Source organism: Microbulbifer zhoushanensis, from assembly GCF_021729055.1.
GTDB classification, from domain to species: Bacteria; Pseudomonadota; Gammaproteobacteria; order Pseudomonadales; family Cellvibrionaceae; genus Microbulbifer; species Microbulbifer zhoushanensis.
Genome location: NZ_JAJSAO010000006.1, coordinates 121287 through 141810 on the forward strand (window position 1 = coordinate 121287; position 20524 = coordinate 141810).

Genomic DNA, 20524 nt, shown 5'->3' on the forward strand with positions numbered 1-20524 from the left:
GCCCGGCTTAATCTGCCCTGGACGCCGCGAACTGTTGCACCGAGTATGCAACGCGCTCTTCCACATTGCGCTCCAGCTCTTCCAGGTCCATGTTTTCAATCAGTCGCAGGCGGTTACGCAGCCCCACTCCATTGGCAATCTGGATTGCCAGCCCCGGCCTCGCATTCGCCTCGAGCAGCAACGGGCCGCGCTTGCGGTCAAGCACGATGTCACACCCCAGGTAGCCGAGCCCGGTCATTTCGTAGCAACTGGATGCCAGGCGCAGCAGGTCACGCCATCCCGGCACCTGTAGTTTGTCGAAGGGCATCTCCGTATCCGGGTGCTGGTTGATGCGCAGTCCATTCTGCACCGCATGGGAACTGCGACCAGTGGCCAGGTCGATACCCACCCCGACGGCGCCCTGGTGCAGGTTGGCCTTGCCGTCAGAAGAATGGGTGGAGCAGCGCAGCATCGCCATTACCGGGAAGCCGCGAAATACAATAACGCGGATATCCGGCACGCCCTCGAAGGAGTAGTTGTCGAAGACCGGGTCGAAATCCACCAGCGCCTCGATCATCACGCGGTCGGGCTTGCCACCCAGGCTGTACAGGCCACTGTGGATGTTGCTGACGTGGCGCAGGATATCCAGTGCTGTAACCCTGGCGCCGGAAGGCTTGATGTACTCATCCCCCTCGCGCCCCACGATCACCAGGATGCCCTTGCCCCCGGAGCCGCGCGCCGGCTTGATCACAAACTTCCACAGGGGCTCGATGACTTCCATCACACGGGCACGACTGGGCTGGGTCTCGAAGGCTGCAATCAGCTCCGGCACCGCGATACCCGCGCGCCGGGCGGCACGCTTGGTATTGAGTTTGTCATCGACAACGGGATAGAGATTACGATCGTTATAGCGTGCAATGTAGTTCACGTTGCGCGCATTCATCCCCAGCACTCCCATCCGCCGCAGTGCAGAGGGAGAAACCAGGCCACCGCGCAACTTGGCGCCGATCCGGGCAAGGGAAAAAGTGTTCATTTATCGCACCAGCTGCCGGAAGCGCATCAGCTCACCGAGGCGGAAACCGGTGTAATTGCCGACGATCAGGATCAGGCTCAGCAGTACCAGCAGCAGCTCCGGGAAGTTGAACGTCCAGTGCTCGATATAGCGGTTGGTCATCACCCAGAAAGCCAGCACCGCCACCAGCAGGCTGCCGCCCGCCTGGACCACCACCTCGTAGGGGCCATCCTCCTCCCAGACGATCGACATCCGCTCGATTGTCCAGGCGAGGATAATCATCGGGAAGAAGGTTACCGTCAGCGCCTGCTCGATACCCAACTTGTAGCTCACCACGCTGATCGCAGCCATCAAGATCACCACCGTGACCACCACGGCAGCGATCCTCGCCACAAGTAACAGGTTAAGCCTGCTCAGGTAGAAGCGGACCCAGAGTCCCAGCACCAGGATCAGCACAAAAATTGCCAGCCCCGTCATCAGGCGCGTTTCGATAAAGGCAATGGCCAGCAGCACCGGCATAAAAGTGCCCGAGGTCCGCAGGCCCACAAACACCCGCAGCAAAACCACTACCAATGCCCCCACCGGAACCAGCAGGATCAGCTTGAAGATACTCTGCTGCTCGATGGGCAGGCTGTAAATGGAGAAGTCCACCAGCGCCTCTTTTTCCATGCTGGTACTCAGCATCGCCACATCGCGGGCGGGGACATCGTTGGAGATGACCGAGAAAGTAACGCGTGAATCACTGCCGCCCTCAACGTCCAGCAGGCTCTTGCCGCCCCGCTGCCAGATAAAGAAGTTCCTGGGCACGCCCGGGGAACCGCTGCGGGGTTCGAACACCACCCAGCGCTTGCCATCGAAAACCTCCAGCAGGTCCTCGGGGTCCAGCCTGCGGCGATCGTCCTCAAGGTAGAGCCCGCGAATCCGGTGGGCCGGGATCTCCGCTGCCGAAAGCATCAGCAGTGCCACATCTACCAGCGAGCGGTCCTTGTAATAGCCGAAAATCAGGTTGCGGTCCTGGTTGCGGGTATCCCCCAGGGAGGTCAGCAGCTGAGTGGTGAAGGTCTCGGTGTCGGAGGAGCGCTCACGGGCGCTGTCCACCATGGAGTAAATGGCCTGGCGGACCGCCTCCTGCTCCCGCGCCCCCAGGAACGGCTTGTCCACCTCGGTACTCAGGTCCAGCGGTTGCTCCAGCGCCGCGCCCGGCGTCTGGTGCACATCCAGCTGGTAGAACAGGGACTGGCTACCGCTGGCGTCACGCCGTGACCAGACCGCGCGATACTCATCGTTGTCACGGATGACGTTGAAACCGAACCCGGATGAACTGAAGGTTTCTCCCAGAACTTCCATATTGCGCTGTTCGCGCGGCAGGGTGAGCGAAGCCTTCACCGGGCCGCCATCAGCATTGAAGCGTACCTTCGCCTCGATGGTCCAGACGGTCCGATACTCCCCCGGCAGCAACGGGAAGCCCAGTTCACGGTTCTTGTAGATGGTAAGGGCCGCGCCCATCAGCGCGAATAAAGCAGCGAGAATATATACCTGAGCGCGTGGCGACATTCGCCAATCCCCATATTCATGATTGGACGGCGCCGGTTCGTGCGCGGCAGCCGCCAGATTGATAGCCAGTGTTATTTTGCGACGGGAAGCCGGGGCTCACCCTGGACCTCGCGGCGGCTGACATCAACGACAGCGGCATCCTTGAGGAAGTTACGGCCCACCAACAGTGGGTGGTCCATCCCGCTGCGCTCGGTCAGGTTGACCTCGACCATGTGGGTCACATCGCCGACGGTAAGGCTCATATTGACAATCGGCCGCCGCTGGCTGCCAAAGCCGGGCCTTTCCACCCGCACCTGGCGCTTGATCGGCAACTCCACGGTAACCGGCTCGTCATCCCCGGGCGTAGACACCAGGAAGCGAACCCAGTCCTTGCCATCACGCTCGAACGGCTTGAGTTCCTTGACGCTGAGGGAGGAGGTCGGTGCCCCCGTATCAATCAGGGCCTTGAGGGTTACGCCACCGGGCTCCAGTGCCACGATTTCCACTTCCCCCAACACCAGCTTGTCCTTGGCGACGGGCACTTCGACTACTTTCTCGTAGGTCCGTTCGATCACCCGCTCGACAACCTTCACTTCCGGCTCGGCGCACACCACTTCCTGCGGCTCCGGGCACTGGGCAGCCGCCCCTGCCGGCGGGACGGTCCCCTCCGGGGGCTGCTCCGGCATCACCGCCCCGGGCTCTTCCGACCAGGGCCCGCGCAGTGTGAAGGACTCGCATCCCACGATTAATTGTGAGGCCAGCAACAGACATAAAATGGGAAAAAACCGCATTTTTGCTTACTACCTTAGGGCCTTTCGGCCAACCTGTGCGACGATCGCAATTTCCTGTCCCTGTTTCTTATTTGGCCGGAGAATCCATGCCCGGCTTGGTATAAACGAAACATACTACCGCATCCGCCCCTGAGCTGAACAGATTCGCGCCTCTGTTCTCATGCTCTAGGTGGAAAACCATTACCCCGGGATAACGGCTGCAAGGCACTCAGCCCCGCTCCAGGCGTGCATCTATTTCACCCAGCAGGGCGATCAGGCGGCCACCGTCATTGCGCTCGCGGAAAAACTCCTCCGCAATGGGTGCGGTGCCGCATTTCTGCGGCAGCGGACCGCCGGCCTCCACCAGCTGCGCCATACGCGGGATAAAGATGAACTGCAGCCACTGGGGCAGGGTCAGGGTATCGACGCAGAACGGCTGGCTGCTGGCCAGGTCCTCGGCGGACGGCGATTCCGCCTGCCAGAGATCCAGCCGCCGCAGTTCCGCTTCCAGCTGCAGCAGCTGGTCCGCTACGTCGAGGTAAATACTGCTCATAGGGACTCCGTCTGTTCGGTTGCGGTGTGATCGGTAACCGCCCACTAGTTTATGTCGCGCCGGAACGGCGGCAGGGAATCCAGCATCGCGCGACCATAGCGGCGCGTGACGACACGCCGGTCCAGCAGGGTGACAGTGCCCTCGTCCCGTTCGGTGCGCAGCAGGCGCCCACAGGCCTGCACCAGCCGCACGGCCGCATCGGGGACGGTAATCTGCATGAACGGGTTGCCACCGCGGGCCTCCACCCATTCCGCCAGGGCCGCCTCGATAGGGTCATCGGGCACCGCGAACGGCAACTTGGCGATCACCACGTGGCGGCAGTAATCCCCGGGAAGGTCAAGCCCCTCGGCAAAGCTGGCAAGCCCGAACAGCACGCTGGCCCCGCCGCCATCAACGGTCTCGCGGTGAATTTCCAGCAACTGCTGGCGCGAACGCTGGCCCTGCATCTGGATACGGTTGCGCCAGGTCCCCGGCAGCGACTCATAGACCGTCTCCATCTGGCGACGGGACGAAAACAGCACCAGGGCGCCACCCCTGTCACCGAGCAGTTCCGGCAGGGCAGCGATGACTGCATCCGTATGCTGGTCCGCGTTACCCGCATCCACGGCGCTCGCCGGCACCTGGAGCGTGGCGCGGGAGAAATCGAACGGGCTGGGCACCACCTCGTAGGTGGCGTTATCGGGGGTACCGGCGCGCATCCGGAAACGGTCAAAGCGCCCCAGTGCGGTCAGGGTCGCCGAGGTCAGCACCGCGCCGTAGCAGCGCCGCCAGAGGCTGTACTCCAGTGTCTTGCCCGCCAGGATCGGCGAGCTGCACACCTCGAAATCGAATGAGCCACCCCAGTCCACCAGGGTCACCCAGCGGGCCTGCGGCAAAGCGTCCCGGGCATCCGGGCGGGCATAATTGGCCCACAACTGCAGGTTGGCCTCGGCGCGGCCGTACCAACTCCCCAGCAGGGGATACCAGCGCTCCAGGTCCACCGCCGGGACGGGGCTGTGCGGATCCTCCAGCAGCTTCTGCGCGGCCTGCACCATCTTGCCCAATACGGCTTCCAGCTCGTCGAAGTCATCGCGCAGGGTCTCAGCCAGGTGCATCAGCGCCTCCGGGACCACCCCACCCTCAAAGCGGTGACGGACGGTATTGCCGCGCTCGTCCTCAAACTCACAGGTCTCCTCGAGCAACGGCCACATCTGCTCCAGTGACTGCTTGGCGGAGGCCAGCAACCCCGGCAACTCCTCACCATGGCGATCCAGTTCGGCGCCATCGCCGATCTCGCCCAGCATCTGGCCGAGATTCTTGTTGGCCTGGTCGAGCCAGCCGGTGGAAGCCCCCACCCGGCTGTGGTGGGAAAAGTGGTTGAGCGCCTTGTCCGGAAGGTGATGCGCCTCGTCGAGCACATAAATGGTCTCTTCCGGCGGCGGCAGAATGGCACCGCCCCCCAGGGCCAGGTCGGCCAGCAGGAGATCGTGATTGGCCACGATTACCTGGGTCTTGCCCAGGTTTTCCCGGGCGCGGAAGAAGCTGCAGTTGCCCACATGGGGGCAGCGCCGACCACTGCATTGGCGATGGTCAGTGGTCACGCGGCTCCAGTCGGCCACCTCGATGGTGTCCGGCCAGTTGTCCCGGTCACCGTCCCAGCGACCGCTGGCTAGGCTCTCTGCCATATCCCGGTACAGCTGCACCCCGGTCTCGTCAACCTTTGGCAGCTCGTCCTCGTAGAGCCCCATGCTGGTGCCCACACCGCTGCCGCTGAATTCGGCCAGCAGCTGGTCGAGTTTGCTCAGGCACAGGTACCGGCCGCGGCCCTTGGCAAGGCTGAAGTCAAATTTCAGGCCACTGTGGCGCGCAACCTCCGGCAGGTCCTTGTGGATAATCTGCTCCTGCAGCGCGACGGTCGCGGTGGAGATAACCAGCTTCTTGTCCTGTGCCTGCGCCAGCGGAATCGCGGCCAGCAGGTAGGCCACTGTCTTGCCGGTCCCGGTGCCGGCCTCCACCACGCAGATATGTTCACCGTCGGTCTTGCTGCTGTCGCGCTCGCCACTGGCATCCTGCTCGATGGCTCCCAGCGAGCGCGCGATAGCCGCCACCATCAGCTTCTGCCCATAGCGGGCACGAAGCTCGCGCCCGGCCAGGAATTCGCTGTAGGCGGCCTGAATGGCCTGTTTGTCTTGTTTGCTTAACACAGTGTGGGAGCGCCGGCTGCTGGTGAATGGTCAGGGGCCGGCATTATCGCGCAAGCGCCCGTCGCACTCCACCATCGCCGCCAGCGATCACAGGTAGGCCAGCTTGGAGACTACCGGGTTGGCGTAGCCCCGAATCGCCCGCTCGCGCCAGCGCTCGTCGATGCGCTGCATGCGGGCCTCGAACTTCTCCCGCGTCTCCCTGTACTCGTCCGGGTTCCACTGCCTGGCAGGCCAGGATACCGGCAGGTCCGGGGTCTCGCCGTAGATCATCTGGTAGGCAATGAGGTTGGTCGGGTGAAGCACATAATTGCCGATCACCTGGCGATCGATCTCCTCCGCCAGTGCCCCCACATCGTGGTAATCACCCTCGATCGGGGTGCCGAAAGCCGCATGGACATGCCCTTTCTGGCCCACCACCCCCTTGGCGATGGAGTTCAGGTCCTCGTGGCGGGCCTTGCGATAGCCTTCCGGGTGCTCGGCGAAATACAGCTCGCGGGCCTTCTGCCGGTCGCAGGGGTCCCACTCGTAGGAGATGGCCAGCGGCACGATGTGCAGCTTGCGCCAGAACTCGGCAAACGGGGTATCCCGGTCCTTGGTCATGGCAAACATGGCCGCCAGCGCCGGGTTGGTGCGGTCCAGCCCATCCTTGGCACGGCCGGACCGCTGCGCGATCCAGACATGTTCATTCTCATTGACCACAGAGTGGTAGATGTAATTCGACAGCTTGGTGGCGGACTCCAGCTTTTCCCGGCGGGTGCTGGCCTTGCGCTTCACCGTAAAGCACTTGTTGAGCTTCATGATGTCCGTGGCAAACTGCTTCGTCAGCAGGTTGTCACCGATGGCGATACGGGCAGTCTCATGTCCCTCCTTGTACATGGCGAGGATGGACAGGGCCGGATCCATGGCAATATCGCGATGGTTGCTGACGAACAGGCAGGCACGATCCTTGGGCAGGGTATCCAGGCCCGAGATGGTCAGCCCGTCACTGGTACGGTTGACCGCCATCTCCAGGTACTTGGCCACCACTTCCTGTACGCCCCGCACGTCGCGCGCATTGCGGAACTCGAAGCGCAGGAACTGGCGCACCAGCCAGGCAATGGGTCCCTCAAGCTTCGCCAGCTTTGGCACCAGGAAATGCGCAGCTGCGTGGGACATTTCCGGGTCGCTGATCAGGCGCTTGAGGGCATCGCGCACCTCGTCGTCGCGGTAGGGGCGAATATCCTCGAACTGCGAGGGATCCAGTTCACTTGCTCTCATGAAATCACTACCTGCCACCTGACGCCACCGGATATCGGTGCCATCGGGCTCATTCTTATTGATGCTAGACCGGCTCACGGGCCGGGGACGATCGGTCCGGGGGGCCGGTAAAGCCCGGCCGGCGCAGAACATACCGGAACCGCCGCCGAACTGCCAGCACCGCCCGCGACCAGCCGGTGTGGACAGCTCGCACCGCAGCCGTGAGAATAGAGCGCTTCGCGCCGGCCGGCGCCCCGACAACGATAACGAGAATGGCCGCTGACCAGGCCCGAGAAGCAGATTTAGGAGCCCTACCTTGACCGAGCCCAGTTCCTCCCCCGCCGCCAAGCAGCCCAGCCTGCTGGACGCGCTGATCCCCTTGCTGATCCTGATAGCCCTGCTGTCCCTGTCGGTCTTCTTCTACGGTGCCGACTCATCTTATGGCCCCAACCAGATTGCCCTGCTACTGTGCGCCGGCATCGCCGCCCTGATGGGAATGAAAAACGGCCACAGCTGGGACGAGATGGAGGGCGGCATGCTGCACGGTATCGGGCTGGTGTTCGGCGCGATCCTGATCCTGCTGGCGGTGGGCGCCCTGATCGGCAGCTGGATCCTCGCTGGCACTGTGCCCTCGATGATCTATTACGGCGTACAGATACTGTCGCCACAGTGGTTCTATGCCGCCTCCTGCATCATCTGCGCGATTGTGGGGTTGAGCATCGGCTCCAGCTGGACCACTGCCGGCACCCTGGGTGTGGCCCTGATGGGCATCGCCGGCGCGCTGGGCCTGTCACCGGCGGTAACCGCCGGTGCGGTAATCTCCGGCGCCTATTTTGGTGACAAGATGTCGCCCCTGTCCGACACCACCAATGTGGCGGCAGCGGTGACGTCCAATGACCTGTTCCTGCATATCCGCAATATGCTCTGGACCACCATGCCCGCCTTTATCATCGCGCTGGTGGTGTTCTCCATCATCGGCCTGCGCACCGATGCGTCCGGGGCCTCGGCGGAAGACATCCAGTTGCTACTGGGTGCCCTGCAGGAGGAGTTCAACATCTCCATCGTCAGCATGCTGCCCCTGGCCCTGCTGCTGTTTATGGCCTGGCGCAAAATACCTGCCTACCCGACGCTGATGATCGGCGCCCTGGTGGGCTGCGCGATTGCCCTGGTATTCGAGCCGGAAACTGCCCGCCGCCTGGGTGGTGATGGCCCCCTGGCAGCCATCAAGGGCGCCTGGTACAGCCTGTTTGACGGCTACAAGTCCACCTCCAGTAACGAGGATGTGGCCGCCCTGCTCTCCAAGGGGGGCATGAGCAGCATGCTCAACACGATCTGGCTGATCGTATCCGCCATGGCTTTCGGCGGTGCCATGGAGCGCGCCGGGTTCCTCGAGCGAATCGTCAACTGGACCCTGTCGCGGGTGAAGACCGTGGGCGGGCTGGTGACATCCACCGTACTGACCTGCTTCGGCATGAACGCCGCTGCCGGCGACCAGTACATGGCCATCATTATCCCCGGCCGCATGTTCCGCGAGGCGTTTACCGAAAAAGGCCTGCATGGGCTCAACCTGTCGCGGACCCTCGAGGACTCCGGCACCATCACTTCGGTACTGATCCCCTGGAATACCTGTGGGGCCTACATGAGCGCGACCCTGGGCATCGCTACTTTTACCTACGCACCGTTCGCGTTGTTCAATATCCTTTGCCCGTTGCTGGCCATTGCCTACGGCTGGACACACTTCAAGCAACTGCCGCTGGATGCGGCACCAACGGCACAAGCCGCAAAATGAATGCACTTTCGCGCGAGACCAACCCGGCATGACCGACAACAGTAATCCTGGCACGCTGAGTGACCTGATCAGCCAGGCCCGCTTCAAATTGCGCTGGTTCGACCTTGGCCGGCGCGTCCGCTCGGTGCCCCGCAGCGCTGCCGATGCATTCGAGGCCGGCGATGCGCCCTGGCCACACCCCTACCTGCGCGAGGCCTGGGTCGGGCTACTGCTGTGGCCGGAGGAAGGTGGCGAGCCCGCCGTCTGGTTCCTGCGCCTGCCTCTCGATGAGCAGGGCAAACTACAGTTTGCGGCGCGGGACAACTTCCTTGCGCTCCTGAACCGCAAGCTCGTCGCCGGAGATGGCAGCGACGCCGGCGAGCAGCTCGGCAGCGCGCTCAGCGAGAGCGGCCTGGTGTATTCCCCCCCGCCCGAGCGCCAGGCAACTTTTCACGCCCACGCAGCCCGACTGCTACGGCGTGCCCCCAGTGCCCATTACGAAAACGTCCTGGCCTACCTCCGTGCGCCGGATTCCGGCACCTGGGGTCACCTGGGCCTGCAGGGGATCGCCGATGTCAGCGCGCGCTGGGAAGAGCACCGGCAGCTCATAGACGAGGCTTTGCCACAAATCGCTGCGCCGGTATTCGTCAGCCTCTGCCAGTGCCTGGAAAGTGAGGCGATCGACCACCGCCTGGCCGCTGCCATTATCCGCCGGGCAGACGCCGAGCTGCAGCAACAGCAACCGGAAGCCGCCATCCTTGCTGCGGCGGTGCGCGGCATTTCCTTCTCCCCGGCCCGGGGCCTGCGGCACGAATTCCTGCAGCGGCTGCTGCACAGCGACAGGGCCCGGGCGGGGGAAACCCTCGCCGCTATGGGCAGCCGCTGCCCGGAGGACCTCCAGGAACCGGCCCTGGCCGCGCTCTGGCTCACGGCGCTGGCCGAGAGCCAGAAACAGGAAACCTTCAACCTGCTGCTGGCCGACCTGATGTTCCTCCCGGCAACCCGCACAGCACTGCTGGATGCCCTGCGTTCGCCGGAACGGCCGGAAGCCCTGGCACGCGCATTCGGCGTGTTTCTCCACGGGCCGCAACCGACACACTGATTGCGCACCCCGGTGCGCCCTCCTCTTCCCGCTCTCACCCCACCTTCCACAATGCGGCGATGCGCACGACTAAAATAGGCCGGTGATCGGGAGAAATCCGGATCGGCGGCATACCCCCGGTATCGGCCACACTTTACGCCCTGAAACAGGGAGTGCCACCGGGCAATTGGCGCGGAAAATTTTGTCGAGACCCACTGGGAAAAAGTTTTTTTCAAGTTTCAAAAAATAAGTCGATGCGCCCCGCAACAGCTTACGCCACCAAATGGCAGGAAAGACTTTAAATATAGGTATTTTAAAGCGCCAAACTGGCGCCTGGTTTATCCTGAGTTAACGGCTGGCAGCTATTTTTCCCGCCCGCCTATTACACTCCAAAGGGCGGCTCTTTGTAGAACATCATTTTACAAAGCAGACCAAACAGGTGACGTTTTATTGGCTATGCTAATGGCTGACATCAACGGAAAGGAGTAAGGGGATGAATTTCACTCCAGCCAAGTACCTAATGGGAATTATCAGTGCACTGGTTTTGGCGGGCTGCTGTGCGGCACCTGCGCCACCGGCATCCTGCCCTCCGGGCTCTGAGCAAATCCCGCTTTCAATGGCTTGCCCGGCGGATGCCGATTGTTGGATGGCTTCCGACAATGTTCGCTGCATGAAAGTGGTCAAGTAAATCCACTTTTCGGCAAACATAGCAATGCCGCTTTTCGAAGCGGCATTTGCTTTTCCGGTACAACCGTTTGCTTTTCAGGTACAACTGCCTGCCCCTCCCCGATCTTCGACTGACCGCGGCAGCCACCACCCGGCACTGGCTGTAATTCCCATTTAGCGCTAGCATTGACGCGAAAAACTCCGTCGCAGCACCCGTCGCCTCTCCAGGTCGTCGACTGGGCAGCGCCACTCCCATTGCGCCGGAACACCTCCAACAGCAATAAAATACAAGCCAGTAATCCGGGGATAACATGACAGCCGAAACCGCAACGGCAAGCCGCTCCGCCGCCATCGCCCAGCTGCAATCACACCAGCGCGAACAGAGATGGTCACTGCGGGAGCTATTTGAAACCAACGCCAATCGCGCCGCGCAATACAGCAGCAGCGCCGCCGGAATTTACCTCGATTACAGCAAGAATCACCTGCAGGACCAGACCCTCGGGCATCTGCTGGATTACGCCGACCTGTGCGGACTGAAGGAGCAGATCGGGGCATTATTCTCCGGCGCAAACATCAATAACACCGAGCACCGCCCCGCATTGCATACAGCGCTGCGTTTCCAGGGGGAACCGGCCAATGAGCACGAGCAGGCGGTGGCCGATTGCCGTGCGCAAATGCGCGACTTTACCCGCCGGGTACACAGTGGCGACTGGCGTGGCTTTACCGGCGAACCGATCCGCCATGTGGTGAATATCGGCATCGGCGGCTCTGACCTGGGTCCACGCATGGTAGTCGAGGCCCTGCGTCCGTGGCAGAAGGAAGGCCTCAAGACACATTTTGTAGCCAATATCGACGGGGCTGACCTGAGCGATACACTCGCTGGCCTGCCGCCCGCCAATACCCTGTTTATCGTTGCCTCAAAATCCTTCTCGACCCTGGAGACGCGCGAGAATGCCCTGGCCGCACGCCAGTGGATGCTGGACGCCGGATGCGATGAGGCACAGCTTGCCAGGCACTTCGTTGCGGTAAGCAGCAACATCGTGGCCGCCCAGGACTTCGGCATCGCTGCGGAAAACATCTTCCCCATGTGGAGCTGGGTGGGGGGCCGCTACTCACTCTGGTCGGCCATCGGGCTTCCCATCGCGCTGGCCTGTGGCTACGAAACCTACGAGGCCCTCCTGTCTGGCGCACACGCCATGGATCGCCATTTTGCGACGGCGCCGCTGGCGGAGAACCTGCCGGTACTGATGGCCCTGATTCATTTCTGGTACCGGCAATGCTGGGGCGCTGGCAGCCAGGTGGTACTGCCCTATGCCCAGCGCATGGCCAAGTTTCCCGCGTGGCTGCAGCAACTGGACATGGAGAGCCTGGGCAAAGGGGTTGACCGGGACGGCCAGCCCCTGCACTACCCCAGCGGCAGCGTCATCTGGGGAACCGAAGGCAGTAATGGGCAGCATTCTTTCCACCAGCTGCTGCACCAGGGTACCGATTTAATCCCGGCAGACTTTATCGCCATCCGGGAACCGACATCCGGCCTGGTGGAACAGCATCGCTGGCTGCTGTCCTGCTGCATCAGCCAGAGCCAGGCACTGCTGCAGGGCAAAAGCCTGCACGAGGCCCGGCGGGAACTGGAAGACCAGGGTTACACCCACCGCGAGGCACATGCGCTGGCCCCGCACAAGGTGGTTCCCGGCAATCGCCCCAGCAATACCCTGGTGGTGGAAAAGCTGGACCCCTATCACCTGGGCGCCCTGCTGGCACTCTACGAACACAAAGTCTTCGTCGGCGGCTGCCTGCTGGGGATCAACCCGTTCGACCAGTGGGGAGTGGAACTCGGCAAGTTACTCGGCAATGCGGTGCACGAGGCAGCCGGTGGCGGCTCGACCGAGGGCTGGGACGGGTCCAGCAAAAAACTGCTGGAGCTGCTGTTCCAGGAAATCCCCGGCTAACCCCACAGTGCCTCGCCGCGATGGTGGGCTCAGGCCATCCACTCCCACCATCGCTCGATCCCCTTGAGGATCATGTCCACACCAAATGAACCGGTGAACAGGGCAGTCGCCCTGCCCGCCACCTCGATATACTTGCGCACGTAACGCTCGTGGCGCGTCTGTACCCAGTCGTAAAGCATTTTCAGCAGGATCAGGGACGCCAGTGCTACCGCCATCGCCAGGGTAATCGATAAAGCCCCTCCCACTGCACCCAGCCGGCTACCCGCCAGCACAGCGGCGCTGATGGTACCGGGACCGACAATAAACGGCATGGCAATGGCGCCGGCGACTTCATGCGAATGCAGGTTGATACTCTGCATCGGGCTCCCCATCCCCAGGGTCAACCGGATTCCCACAATCAGGAAAATAATGCCGCCAAAAATCATAAAGGCGAGAAAGCGGACCTGCAGCACACTGTCAAATATCTTCTCGCCAAACCAGGCAAACGCCAGGAATACCGACAGGCTGATCAGGAATGCCCGCATCAGCAGGCTGGAGAACATCCTCAGGTCCAGCCCGCGGATCAGGTCGAGCAGGTAGACACTGAGAACGAAGGGGTTCAGCAATACCAGCAGCAGCAAGAAAGCATTACTGAACTGTAAAAAATCCAGCTCAACCATGTTACCTCCGCCACTTCCCTTGATCCTGCCGGCTCACAGCAGCGCCGGGGTTGGTCGCTGCTGTCGGCGCGGCCCGGTTATGACTCAGCTTTCTGCTGCCCGGCCATCATGTTTTTCATCAACGGCTGGATCAGGTCCATGGGCAGCGGGAAAACGATGGTGGAATTCTGCTCGCCGGCAATATCAATCAGCGTCTGCATGTAACGCAGGGTGATGGCGTTTGAGTTACGCGACAGCTGGTCGGCTGCCTCGGTGAGCTTCATCGCTGCCTGGGCTTCACCCTCGGCATGGATGACCTTGGCGCGACGGGAGCGCTCTGCCTCTGCCTGCCGGGCGATGGCGCGGATCATGCTCTCATCCAGGTCTATATGCTTGATCTCGACATTGGTTACCTTGACACCCCAGGCATCGGTCTGCTCGTCGAGAATCTTCTGGATATCCACATTGAGCTTGTCCCGCTCGGACAGCATCTCGTCCAGCTCGTGCTTACCCAGCACAGAGCGCAGGGTGGTCTGCGACAGCTGGCTCACAGCCTCGTGGTAGTTCTCCACATTGATGATCGCGGACTGCGGGTCAATCACCCGGTAATACACAACTGCATTGACCTTCACGGACACGTTGTCACGGCTGATCACATCCTGCGTGGGTACATCCATTACCACCGTGCGCAGGTCTACCCGCTCCATGGTCTGGATCACCGGGATTATGATGATCAGGCCCGGCCCCTTGACCGACTGGAAACGGCCCAGGAAAAACACCACCGCGCGCTCGTACTCGCGCAGGATGCGGATGGCATACATCAGGATGAGTGCCACCGCGGCAATCAACAACCCCATAAAATAACTGACCATTTCGGACTCCTGTCTCTATCGCGTTGTTATCTTATTCCGGCCGGACCCGCAGCCGCAGGCCATGCTGTTCAGTAATGATTACCTGCTGGCCCGGCGACACCGGGTCATCGCTGTGCGCAGTCCAGATCTCGCCACCCACGTGTACCAGGATTTCGTCATCCTCTACCCTGTCCACCGTGGCGGTGCGCCCCACCAGCGCCTGGTCGCTGGCGACCCGGGGTCTGCGCAGGCTGCGCCCGACAGCCATCAATAACCCCAGCAGCATCAGGCCGCTCACCCCGGCGATCGCACCGATCAGCTTGCGCGAAACCTGCATACCAGGGACATCCGTATCGATCAGCATCACCGAGCCGATTACCAGCGCGATGACGCCACCGATACCCAGGGCGCCGAAACTGGGCATAAACACCTCTGCCACAATCAGCAATGCGCCGAGGATAATCAGTGCCAGGCCGGCGTAATTGATCGGCAACACCTGCAGTGCGTAGAAGGCCAGCAGCAGGCAGATGACCCCGACAATGCCGGGCACCAGCGCGCCCGGGTTATAGCCCTCGAAAATCAGGCCGTAGATTCCCACCAACAGCAGGATATAGGCCACCTGCGGATTGGTAATCAGGGCGAGCAGCTTGTTGCGCCAGTCGGGCTCATACTCCTGCACGCGGACATCCTCGATCTTCTCGTCGATGGTGACCTCGCCGGATTCCAGCTTCACCTTGCGCCCGCCCAGCTGCTGCAACAGGTCATCGGTATCGGTGGCCACAATATCCACCACATTCTGCTCGAGGGCCTCACCGGCGGTCAGCGTGGCGGCATCGCGCACTGCCTTCTCGGCCCAGTCCGCATTGCGGCCATGCCGGTTGGCGAGACCACGGATATAGGCCACCGAATCGTTGATCACCTTGCGCTCCATGGCGCTGCCAGGTTCTGGCGCCGTCCCCGCCCCTTCTTCCCTGTCGCCATCCTTTTTTTCCGTTTCCCCAGTATCACCAGCGGGCTGGTCGCCCCCTCCACCGGGTTGCTGGCCGGGTTGCGGCTGCCCCGGGGCGCCGCCCATCTGTACCGGTGTCGCCGCTCCCAGGGTGGTGGCAGGGGTCATGGCGGCGATATGGCTGGCGTAGAGGATATAGGTGCCGGCACTGGCGGCGCGCGCGCCGGAGGGGTGCACATAGGTCGCGACGGGGATTGGCGAAGCCAGGATATGCTTGATGATATCCCGGGTGGCGGCGTCGAGGCCGCCGGGAGTGTCCATGCGGATCAGGAACAGCTGGGCACCGTTTTCCTGTGCTTCCTCCATGGCCCTGATGAGGTAATCTGTCGTGGCGGGGCCGATGGCGCCCTCGATGGTGAAGCGGGCAACATGGGGCCCCTCCACGATCTCTCCCACTTCCTCCTGTGCCGCCACCAGGGGGGCGAACAGCGAAAGTAACAACAGTAACACCGACCGCAGGGGCAGGCTGCGCAAACCTCCTGTGAACCGCTTCAGCATGGCATCAATCCTGGATGCGAGAGTTGTTATACCTGCAGGTTAACAGAAATATCGGCCCGCCGTCGTGCGTCGGTGCAGCCCCGCCTTTCCGCCTGGAACCAGCGGGAACAAGGGGACGTGACGGCAGCATTTTGGAGAGGGGCAGCGGGGGAGTGTGGCTATACGGGAAGGGCAACCGGCGGGCCCCATGCCCACCGGCTTAAGGCGGTCAGATGGGGCTGCGGCGGCTGTGCCAGCGCACCGGGCGGGAGTACTTGTCCACATCCCCCTCAACACCCAGCAGCATGGCAAACAGGGCCATGCGCACCAGCAGGCCATTGTCGGTCTGGCGGAAAATTGCCAGGCTGGGGTGTTCGTTGAGATCCGTATCCAGCTCATTGGCTTCCGCACGGGAGTCCCGCGGCAGCGGGTGCATGATCACGGTGTTGGGCTCACAGTGGCGGGTAAAAATTTCCCGGTTCAGGCGGAAGCGACCGCGATAAAGGTTGGCCTCTTCCTGGGAGGCAAAGCGCTCCTCCTGGATGCGGGTGGAGTAGACGATATCGACGTGCCCGATCGACTCCTCCAATTGGTCAGTGACCGTCACCTGGTGGCCGGCGGCCCGCAGCTGCTCCACCACCGCCTCCGGCATCGCCAGTTCCGGCGGGGAGATAAACGTCAGCTGCACCTTGTCGAACAGGCACAACAGTTTGCACAGGGAGTGCACCGTGCGGCCATGCTTCAGGTCGCCAATCATGGCAATACGAACATCGTCGAGGGTACGCCCCTTGCCCGCCAGCTCCTTGCGGATGGTATACAGGTCGAGCAGCGCCTGGGTGGGATGCTCGTTGGCACCGTCCCCGCCATTGACCACCGGCACCCGGCTGGCGGCAGCAAACTCGGCCACCGACCCGGCCTGCGGGTGGCGCATGCAAATGATGTCGCTGTAGCCGGACAATACCCGTGCGGTGTCATACAGGGACTCGCCCTTGGCCATGGCACTGGCGGTAATTCCCACCGTCTCCCGCACCATGCCACCCAGCAGATTGAAAGCCGCGCCAAAACTGAGGCGGGTGCGGGTGCTTGGCTCCAGGAACATATTGCCGAGAATAGCCCCTTCCAGCACACGGGTGACTTTTTCCCGCCGTGCGTAGGGACCCATGCTGTCAGCCACTGAGAAAACACGGTCGATATCCGCGCGCTCGAACTGGCTGACAGAGAGAATGTTGGCTCCGATAAAGTCCATTGTTACTCCACTTGCTGCGCCTTGTGGGCGCGAGTCTTTACCGGGGCCGTATTCTAGCGGCGCGGCGCCCCGGAGCATAGCCGCGGGCTGCCGGCGGCGGTCTTTTACAGGGCCCGCCCGGCGGGCACCCCGGGTATCAGCCCTCAGGTAAGCAGGCCATCACCCCAGGCCTCCAGCTGGTCGAGCAGCCCGGCGCGCTCCGGGTACTGCTGGCGCAGCGCGGCAACCTCCTCGAAATACGGCTCCAGGGTGATGCTGGCACCTGCGGCCGGGTCGGTCAGGCGGCGGTAGCGCCACTCCTCCCAGCGCTGCTGCTCGTCAGCTGACAGGGTGTCCGGGAAGTTCCGGGCCCGCAACCGGAACAGCAGCTCCGGCAGGCGTCGGTCGGCGAACGGCACCTCGCCGGCCAATGCCTCCGGCCCGCGCTCCCCGAGCGCACGGTGGAGCTCCCGGCAGAGGTCGCGGTCACCGTCGTCCAGGAAGCCATCGTACAGGCTGGCCTCCACATCGCGGGGCGGAAATTCACTGTCCAGGTATACCCGGTGGAGCTTGTCGGTCAGCTCCGTATCCCGCAACTGCTGCCAGTGCCTCTCGCAGGCAGCCTTGTCCAGGCCCAGCTCTGCGGCGCGACGGTCGTCGAGCATATTGGCGGGTGCCAGCACCGGGCAGCGGTTCAGGTGTACCAGCTTGAGGCCCGCCGGCAATTCCCCCTCGCCCAGGTTGTCCCGGCCCGTATACAGGCGCTCGCGGAGGGCGTCCGCATCCAGTTCCAGGATCGGCCCCGGGTCCATGGCCAGGTTGGCGACGATAATGGCATTGCGATTGACCGGGTGGCTCGCCAGCGGCAGTACATAGGTGATGTGTCCCTGGCTGGCAGGGACCTTGCCGGATACATGCAACAGTGGCTTGCGCGCCCGCAGGTCAACCAGCTTTGCCGCCTCCTGCTTGCGACGCAGGCGGAAGACGTAATCGTACAGCCGGGGCTGGCGCTCGCGCACCAGGCGCGCCATGTCAATGGTGGCGCGCACATCCGACAGGGCATCGTGGGCGCCCTCGTGGGCAATCCCGTTGGCGGCGGTCAGTTCCTCCAGGCGAAAGGAGGGCGCGCCATCTTCGCGCCGCGGCCACTCGATACCTTCCGGCCGCAGGGCGTAGGCGAGCCGCACCATGTCGATGATGTCCCAGCGACTGTTGCCGCTACGCCACTCGCGCTCATAGGGGTCCAGCAGGTTGCGGTAGAGGGTGTGGCGGGTCACCTCGTCATCGAAGCGCAGGCTGTTATAGCCCACCCCACAGGTGCCCGGGGCGCCCAGCTCGGCCAGGATCCGGCGGATAAAGTCGATCTCCGGCACACCCTCTGCAAGCGCCCGCTGCGGGCTGATCCCGGTGACCAGGCTGGCCATGGGCTGCGGCAGGCAGTCGCTGGCAGGTCGGCAATAGAGCATCAGCGGCTCGCCGACGATATTCAGTTCCTCGTCCGTGCGGATACCCGCAAACTGGGATGGCTTGTCCGCGCCCGGGTCGGTGCCCCAGGTTTCATAGTCGTGCCAGTAGAGTGTGTTTTTGCTCACCTGTTCCCCCCTCTCGGTCTGCCGGCATCATATCATCAGCCGCAGCCCCCCCCGGCACCATGCCCGGAACCGCTACCATTACAGCAGCGCTGCCCGGCCGGGAGCGGGGTTCAGTTGCAAAGCCGGCCCCGCCCATTAAAATCGCGCGTTTCCCTACATTACACAGCAGAAGTCCAATCACCCTATGAATATTCGCCAGCTCCTTTCCGACAAAGTCCAGGCCGCCATGCTGGCCGCCGGCATCCCCGCCGAATGCGGCCCGGTGGTGGCGCAGGCCAAGAAAGCCGGCTTCGGCGACTACCAGGCCAATGGCGCCATGGCCGCCGCCAAGCGCATGGGCACCAATCCCCGCGAGCTGGCCAGCCAGATCGTCGAGCAGCTGGACCGCGGCGATATGATTGCCAGCGCCGAGGTGGCCGGCCCCGGCTTTATCAACCTGCACCTGAGCGAGCAGTGGCTGGCTGACCAGGTGGCAGTGGCAGGCCGCGATCCGCGACTGAATATCGCGGAGGTAGAGAACCCGCAAACAGTGGTGATCGACTACTCCCACCCCAACCTGGCCAAGGAGATGCACGTGGGGCACCTGCGCTCCACCATCATTGGCGACGCCCTGGCTCGCCTGCTGGAATTCCAGGGCCACCGGGTCATCCGCCAGAACCATATGGGCGACTGGGGCACCCAGTTCGGTATGCTGCTGGCACACCTGGCCGACAAGCTGGAAAACAACGATGCCGAGGTAGCACTGGCGGACCTGGAAACCTTCTACCGCGAGGCCAAGGTGCGCTTCGACGAGGAGGAGGGTTTCGACGACCGCGCGCGGGAGTATGTGGTGCGCCTGCAGGGCGGCGACGCCGATTGCCTGAAGCTGTGGCAACAGTTTATCGACATCTCCATCAGTCACAGCGAGGAAATCTACGACAAGCTGAACGTGACGCTGAAGCGCAGCGATGTCTACGGCGAGAGCCAGTACAACGAGGACTTGCCGGTACTGGTCGAGGAACTGCTGGATAGCGGAATCGCTGTCAGGGACCAGGGCGCAGTGGTCGTATTCCTGCAGGAGATGGCGGACAAGGAGGGCAATCCCAGCCCGATGATCATCCAGAAAAAGGGCGGTGGTTACCTCTACTCCACCACTGACCTGGCCGCGATCCGCTACCGCGCAGGCAAGCTCGGTGCCGACCGGATCCTGTACGTAGTGGACGCACGCCAGTCCCTGCACCTGCAGCAGGCTTTCACCGCAGCGCGCAAGGCCGGGTTTGTCGACGAATCGGTCACCCTGGAGCACTGCGCCTTCGGCACCATGATGGGCGATGACGGCAAGCCCTTCAAAACCCGGACCGGTGGCACCGTGAAACTGGCGGCACTGCTGGACGAGGCAGTGGAACGCGCAGAGAAACTGGTGGCGGAGAAGAACCCGGACCTGGGCCCGCAGGAGTGCGCCGAGATCGGCCGGACCGTGGGTATCGGCGCGGTCAAGTACGCCGACCTGAGCAAGACCCGCACCAACGACTACGTCTTCAACTGGGACGCCATGCTGGCCTTCGAGGGCAATACTGCCCCCTACCTCCAGTATGCCTACACCCGTGTGCGCAGCATCTTCCGCCGTGCCGGGGTCGAGCCGCAATCCCTCACCGGTGACATCCTGCTGGAAACGCCGGAGGAGCGGGCACTGGCGGTCAAGCTGAGCCAGTTCGGCGAGGTGCTGGACCAGGTGGCCCGGGATACCTTCCCGCACGTACTGTGCAGCTACCTCTACGACCTGGCCAGCGCCTACATGGCTTTTTACGAGGCCTGCCCGGTACTCAGGGAAGGCGTGCCGGAAGCCCAGCGCAACAGTCGCCTGCAGCTGTGCAACCTGGTTGCCCGCACGATCGCCTGCGGCCTCGACCTGCTGGGTATCGAGGTCCTGGAAAAGATGTGATCCCCTTCCGGGCGGGGCCTGCCGCCCCGCCTGTCCAGCCCGCAGCGGATGCGGGCTCCCGGTTTCCTCTCGACAGGACTG

At 62.9% G+C, this 20524-nt stretch carries 15 protein-coding genes; 4 read left to right on the forward strand and 11 right to left on the reverse strand.

The window, feature by feature from the left end:
• Positions 1-7: 7 nt before the first annotated feature.
• The 6 genes from LVD10_RS13600 to LVD10_RS13625 all read right to left on the reverse strand — a co-directional run bounded on the left by LVD10_RS13600 (position 8) and on the right by LVD10_RS13625 (position 7287).
• A complete protein-coding gene (locus LVD10_RS13600) occupies positions 8-1012 on the reverse strand; it encodes an alpha-L-glutamate ligase-like protein (protein WP_233005947.1) in 1005 nt (334 codons plus the stop codon).
• Positions 1013-2545 carry a UUP1 family membrane protein gene (locus LVD10_RS13605; RefSeq protein WP_233005948.1) on the reverse strand — a complete coding sequence of 511 codons (1533 nt, stop codon included), beginning with the start codon at positions 2543-2545 and terminating at the stop codon, positions 1013-1015.
• A 71-nt stretch (positions 2546-2616) separates the two neighbouring features.
• The gene (locus tag LVD10_RS13610; protein ID WP_233005949.1) at positions 2617-3210 is read right to left on the reverse strand and encodes an ATP-dependent zinc protease family protein; all 594 of its coding nucleotides are present in this window, start codon (positions 3208-3210) and stop codon (positions 2617-2619) included.
• 313 nt (positions 3211-3523) lie between these two features.
• Complete coding sequence (locus LVD10_RS13615; RefSeq protein WP_233005950.1) at positions 3524-3847, reverse strand: YqcC family protein; 324 nt, start codon at positions 3845-3847, stop codon at positions 3524-3526.
• 44 nt (positions 3848-3891) lie between these two features.
• A complete protein-coding gene (gene dinG, locus LVD10_RS13620; RefSeq protein WP_237063970.1) occupies positions 3892-6030 on the reverse strand; it encodes an ATP-dependent DNA helicase DinG in 2139 nt (712 codons plus the stop codon).
• Between the two features lie 87 nt (positions 6031-6117).
• Entirely contained in the window at positions 6118-7287 is a 1170-nt protein-coding gene (locus LVD10_RS13625) for a 1-acyl-sn-glycerol-3-phosphate acyltransferase (protein ID WP_233005952.1), read from the reverse strand.
• A gap of 295 nt (positions 7288-7582) precedes the next feature.
• On the opposite strand from LVD10_RS13625, the gene nhaC reads away from it, so the two are divergent.
• From nhaC to pgi, 3 genes are all read left to right on the forward strand, one after another.
• Positions 7583-9055 carry a Na+/H+ antiporter NhaC gene (gene nhaC / locus LVD10_RS13630; protein ID WP_233005953.1) on the forward strand — a complete coding sequence of 491 codons (1473 nt, stop codon included), beginning with the start codon at positions 7583-7585 and terminating at the stop codon, positions 9053-9055.
• Positions 9056-9083: 28 nt separating this feature from the next.
• Positions 9084-10136, forward strand: a complete 1053-nt coding sequence (locus tag LVD10_RS13635; protein ID WP_233005954.1) for a DUF3549 family protein — start codon at positions 9084-9086, stop codon at positions 10134-10136.
• A 956-nt stretch (positions 10137-11092) separates the two neighbouring features.
• Positions 11093-12730, forward strand: coding sequence for a glucose-6-phosphate isomerase (gene pgi, locus LVD10_RS13640; RefSeq protein ID WP_237063976.1), 1638 nt, complete (start codon positions 11093-11095; stop codon positions 12728-12730).
• A gap of 29 nt (positions 12731-12759) precedes the next feature.
• On the opposite strand, the gene LVD10_RS13645 is transcribed toward pgi, so the two are convergent.
• The 5 genes from LVD10_RS13645 to sbcB all read right to left on the reverse strand — a co-directional run bounded on the left by LVD10_RS13645 (position 12760) and on the right by sbcB (position 18522).
• A complete protein-coding gene (locus tag LVD10_RS13645; protein WP_237063978.1) occupies positions 12760-13389 on the reverse strand; it encodes a MarC family protein in 630 nt (209 codons plus the stop codon).
• 77 nt (positions 13390-13466) lie between these two features.
• On the reverse strand, positions 13467-14240 hold the full coding sequence (locus LVD10_RS13650) for a slipin family protein (RefSeq protein WP_233005957.1): 774 nt from the start codon (positions 14238-14240) through the stop codon (positions 13467-13469).
• A gap of 31 nt (positions 14241-14271) precedes the next feature.
• On the reverse strand, positions 14272-15726 hold the full coding sequence (locus LVD10_RS13655) for an NfeD family protein (RefSeq protein WP_233005958.1): 1455 nt from the start codon (positions 15724-15726) through the stop codon (positions 14272-14274).
• A gap of 208 nt (positions 15727-15934) precedes the next feature.
• Positions 15935-16951: an aspartate carbamoyltransferase gene (locus tag LVD10_RS13660; RefSeq protein ID WP_233005959.1), complete on the reverse strand. Its 1017-nt coding sequence runs from the start codon at positions 16949-16951 to the stop codon at positions 15935-15937.
• A gap of 143 nt (positions 16952-17094) precedes the next feature.
• Positions 17095-18522 carry an exodeoxyribonuclease I gene (gene sbcB, locus LVD10_RS13665; protein WP_233005960.1) on the reverse strand — a complete coding sequence of 476 codons (1428 nt, stop codon included), beginning with the start codon at positions 18520-18522 and terminating at the stop codon, positions 17095-17097.
• 184 nt (positions 18523-18706) lie between these two features.
• On the opposite strand from sbcB, the gene argS reads away from it, so the two are divergent.
• Positions 18707-20443, forward strand: coding sequence for an arginine--tRNA ligase (gene argS, locus LVD10_RS13670; protein WP_233005961.1), 1737 nt, complete (start codon positions 18707-18709; stop codon positions 20441-20443).
• Positions 20444-20524 lie beyond the last annotated feature (81 nt).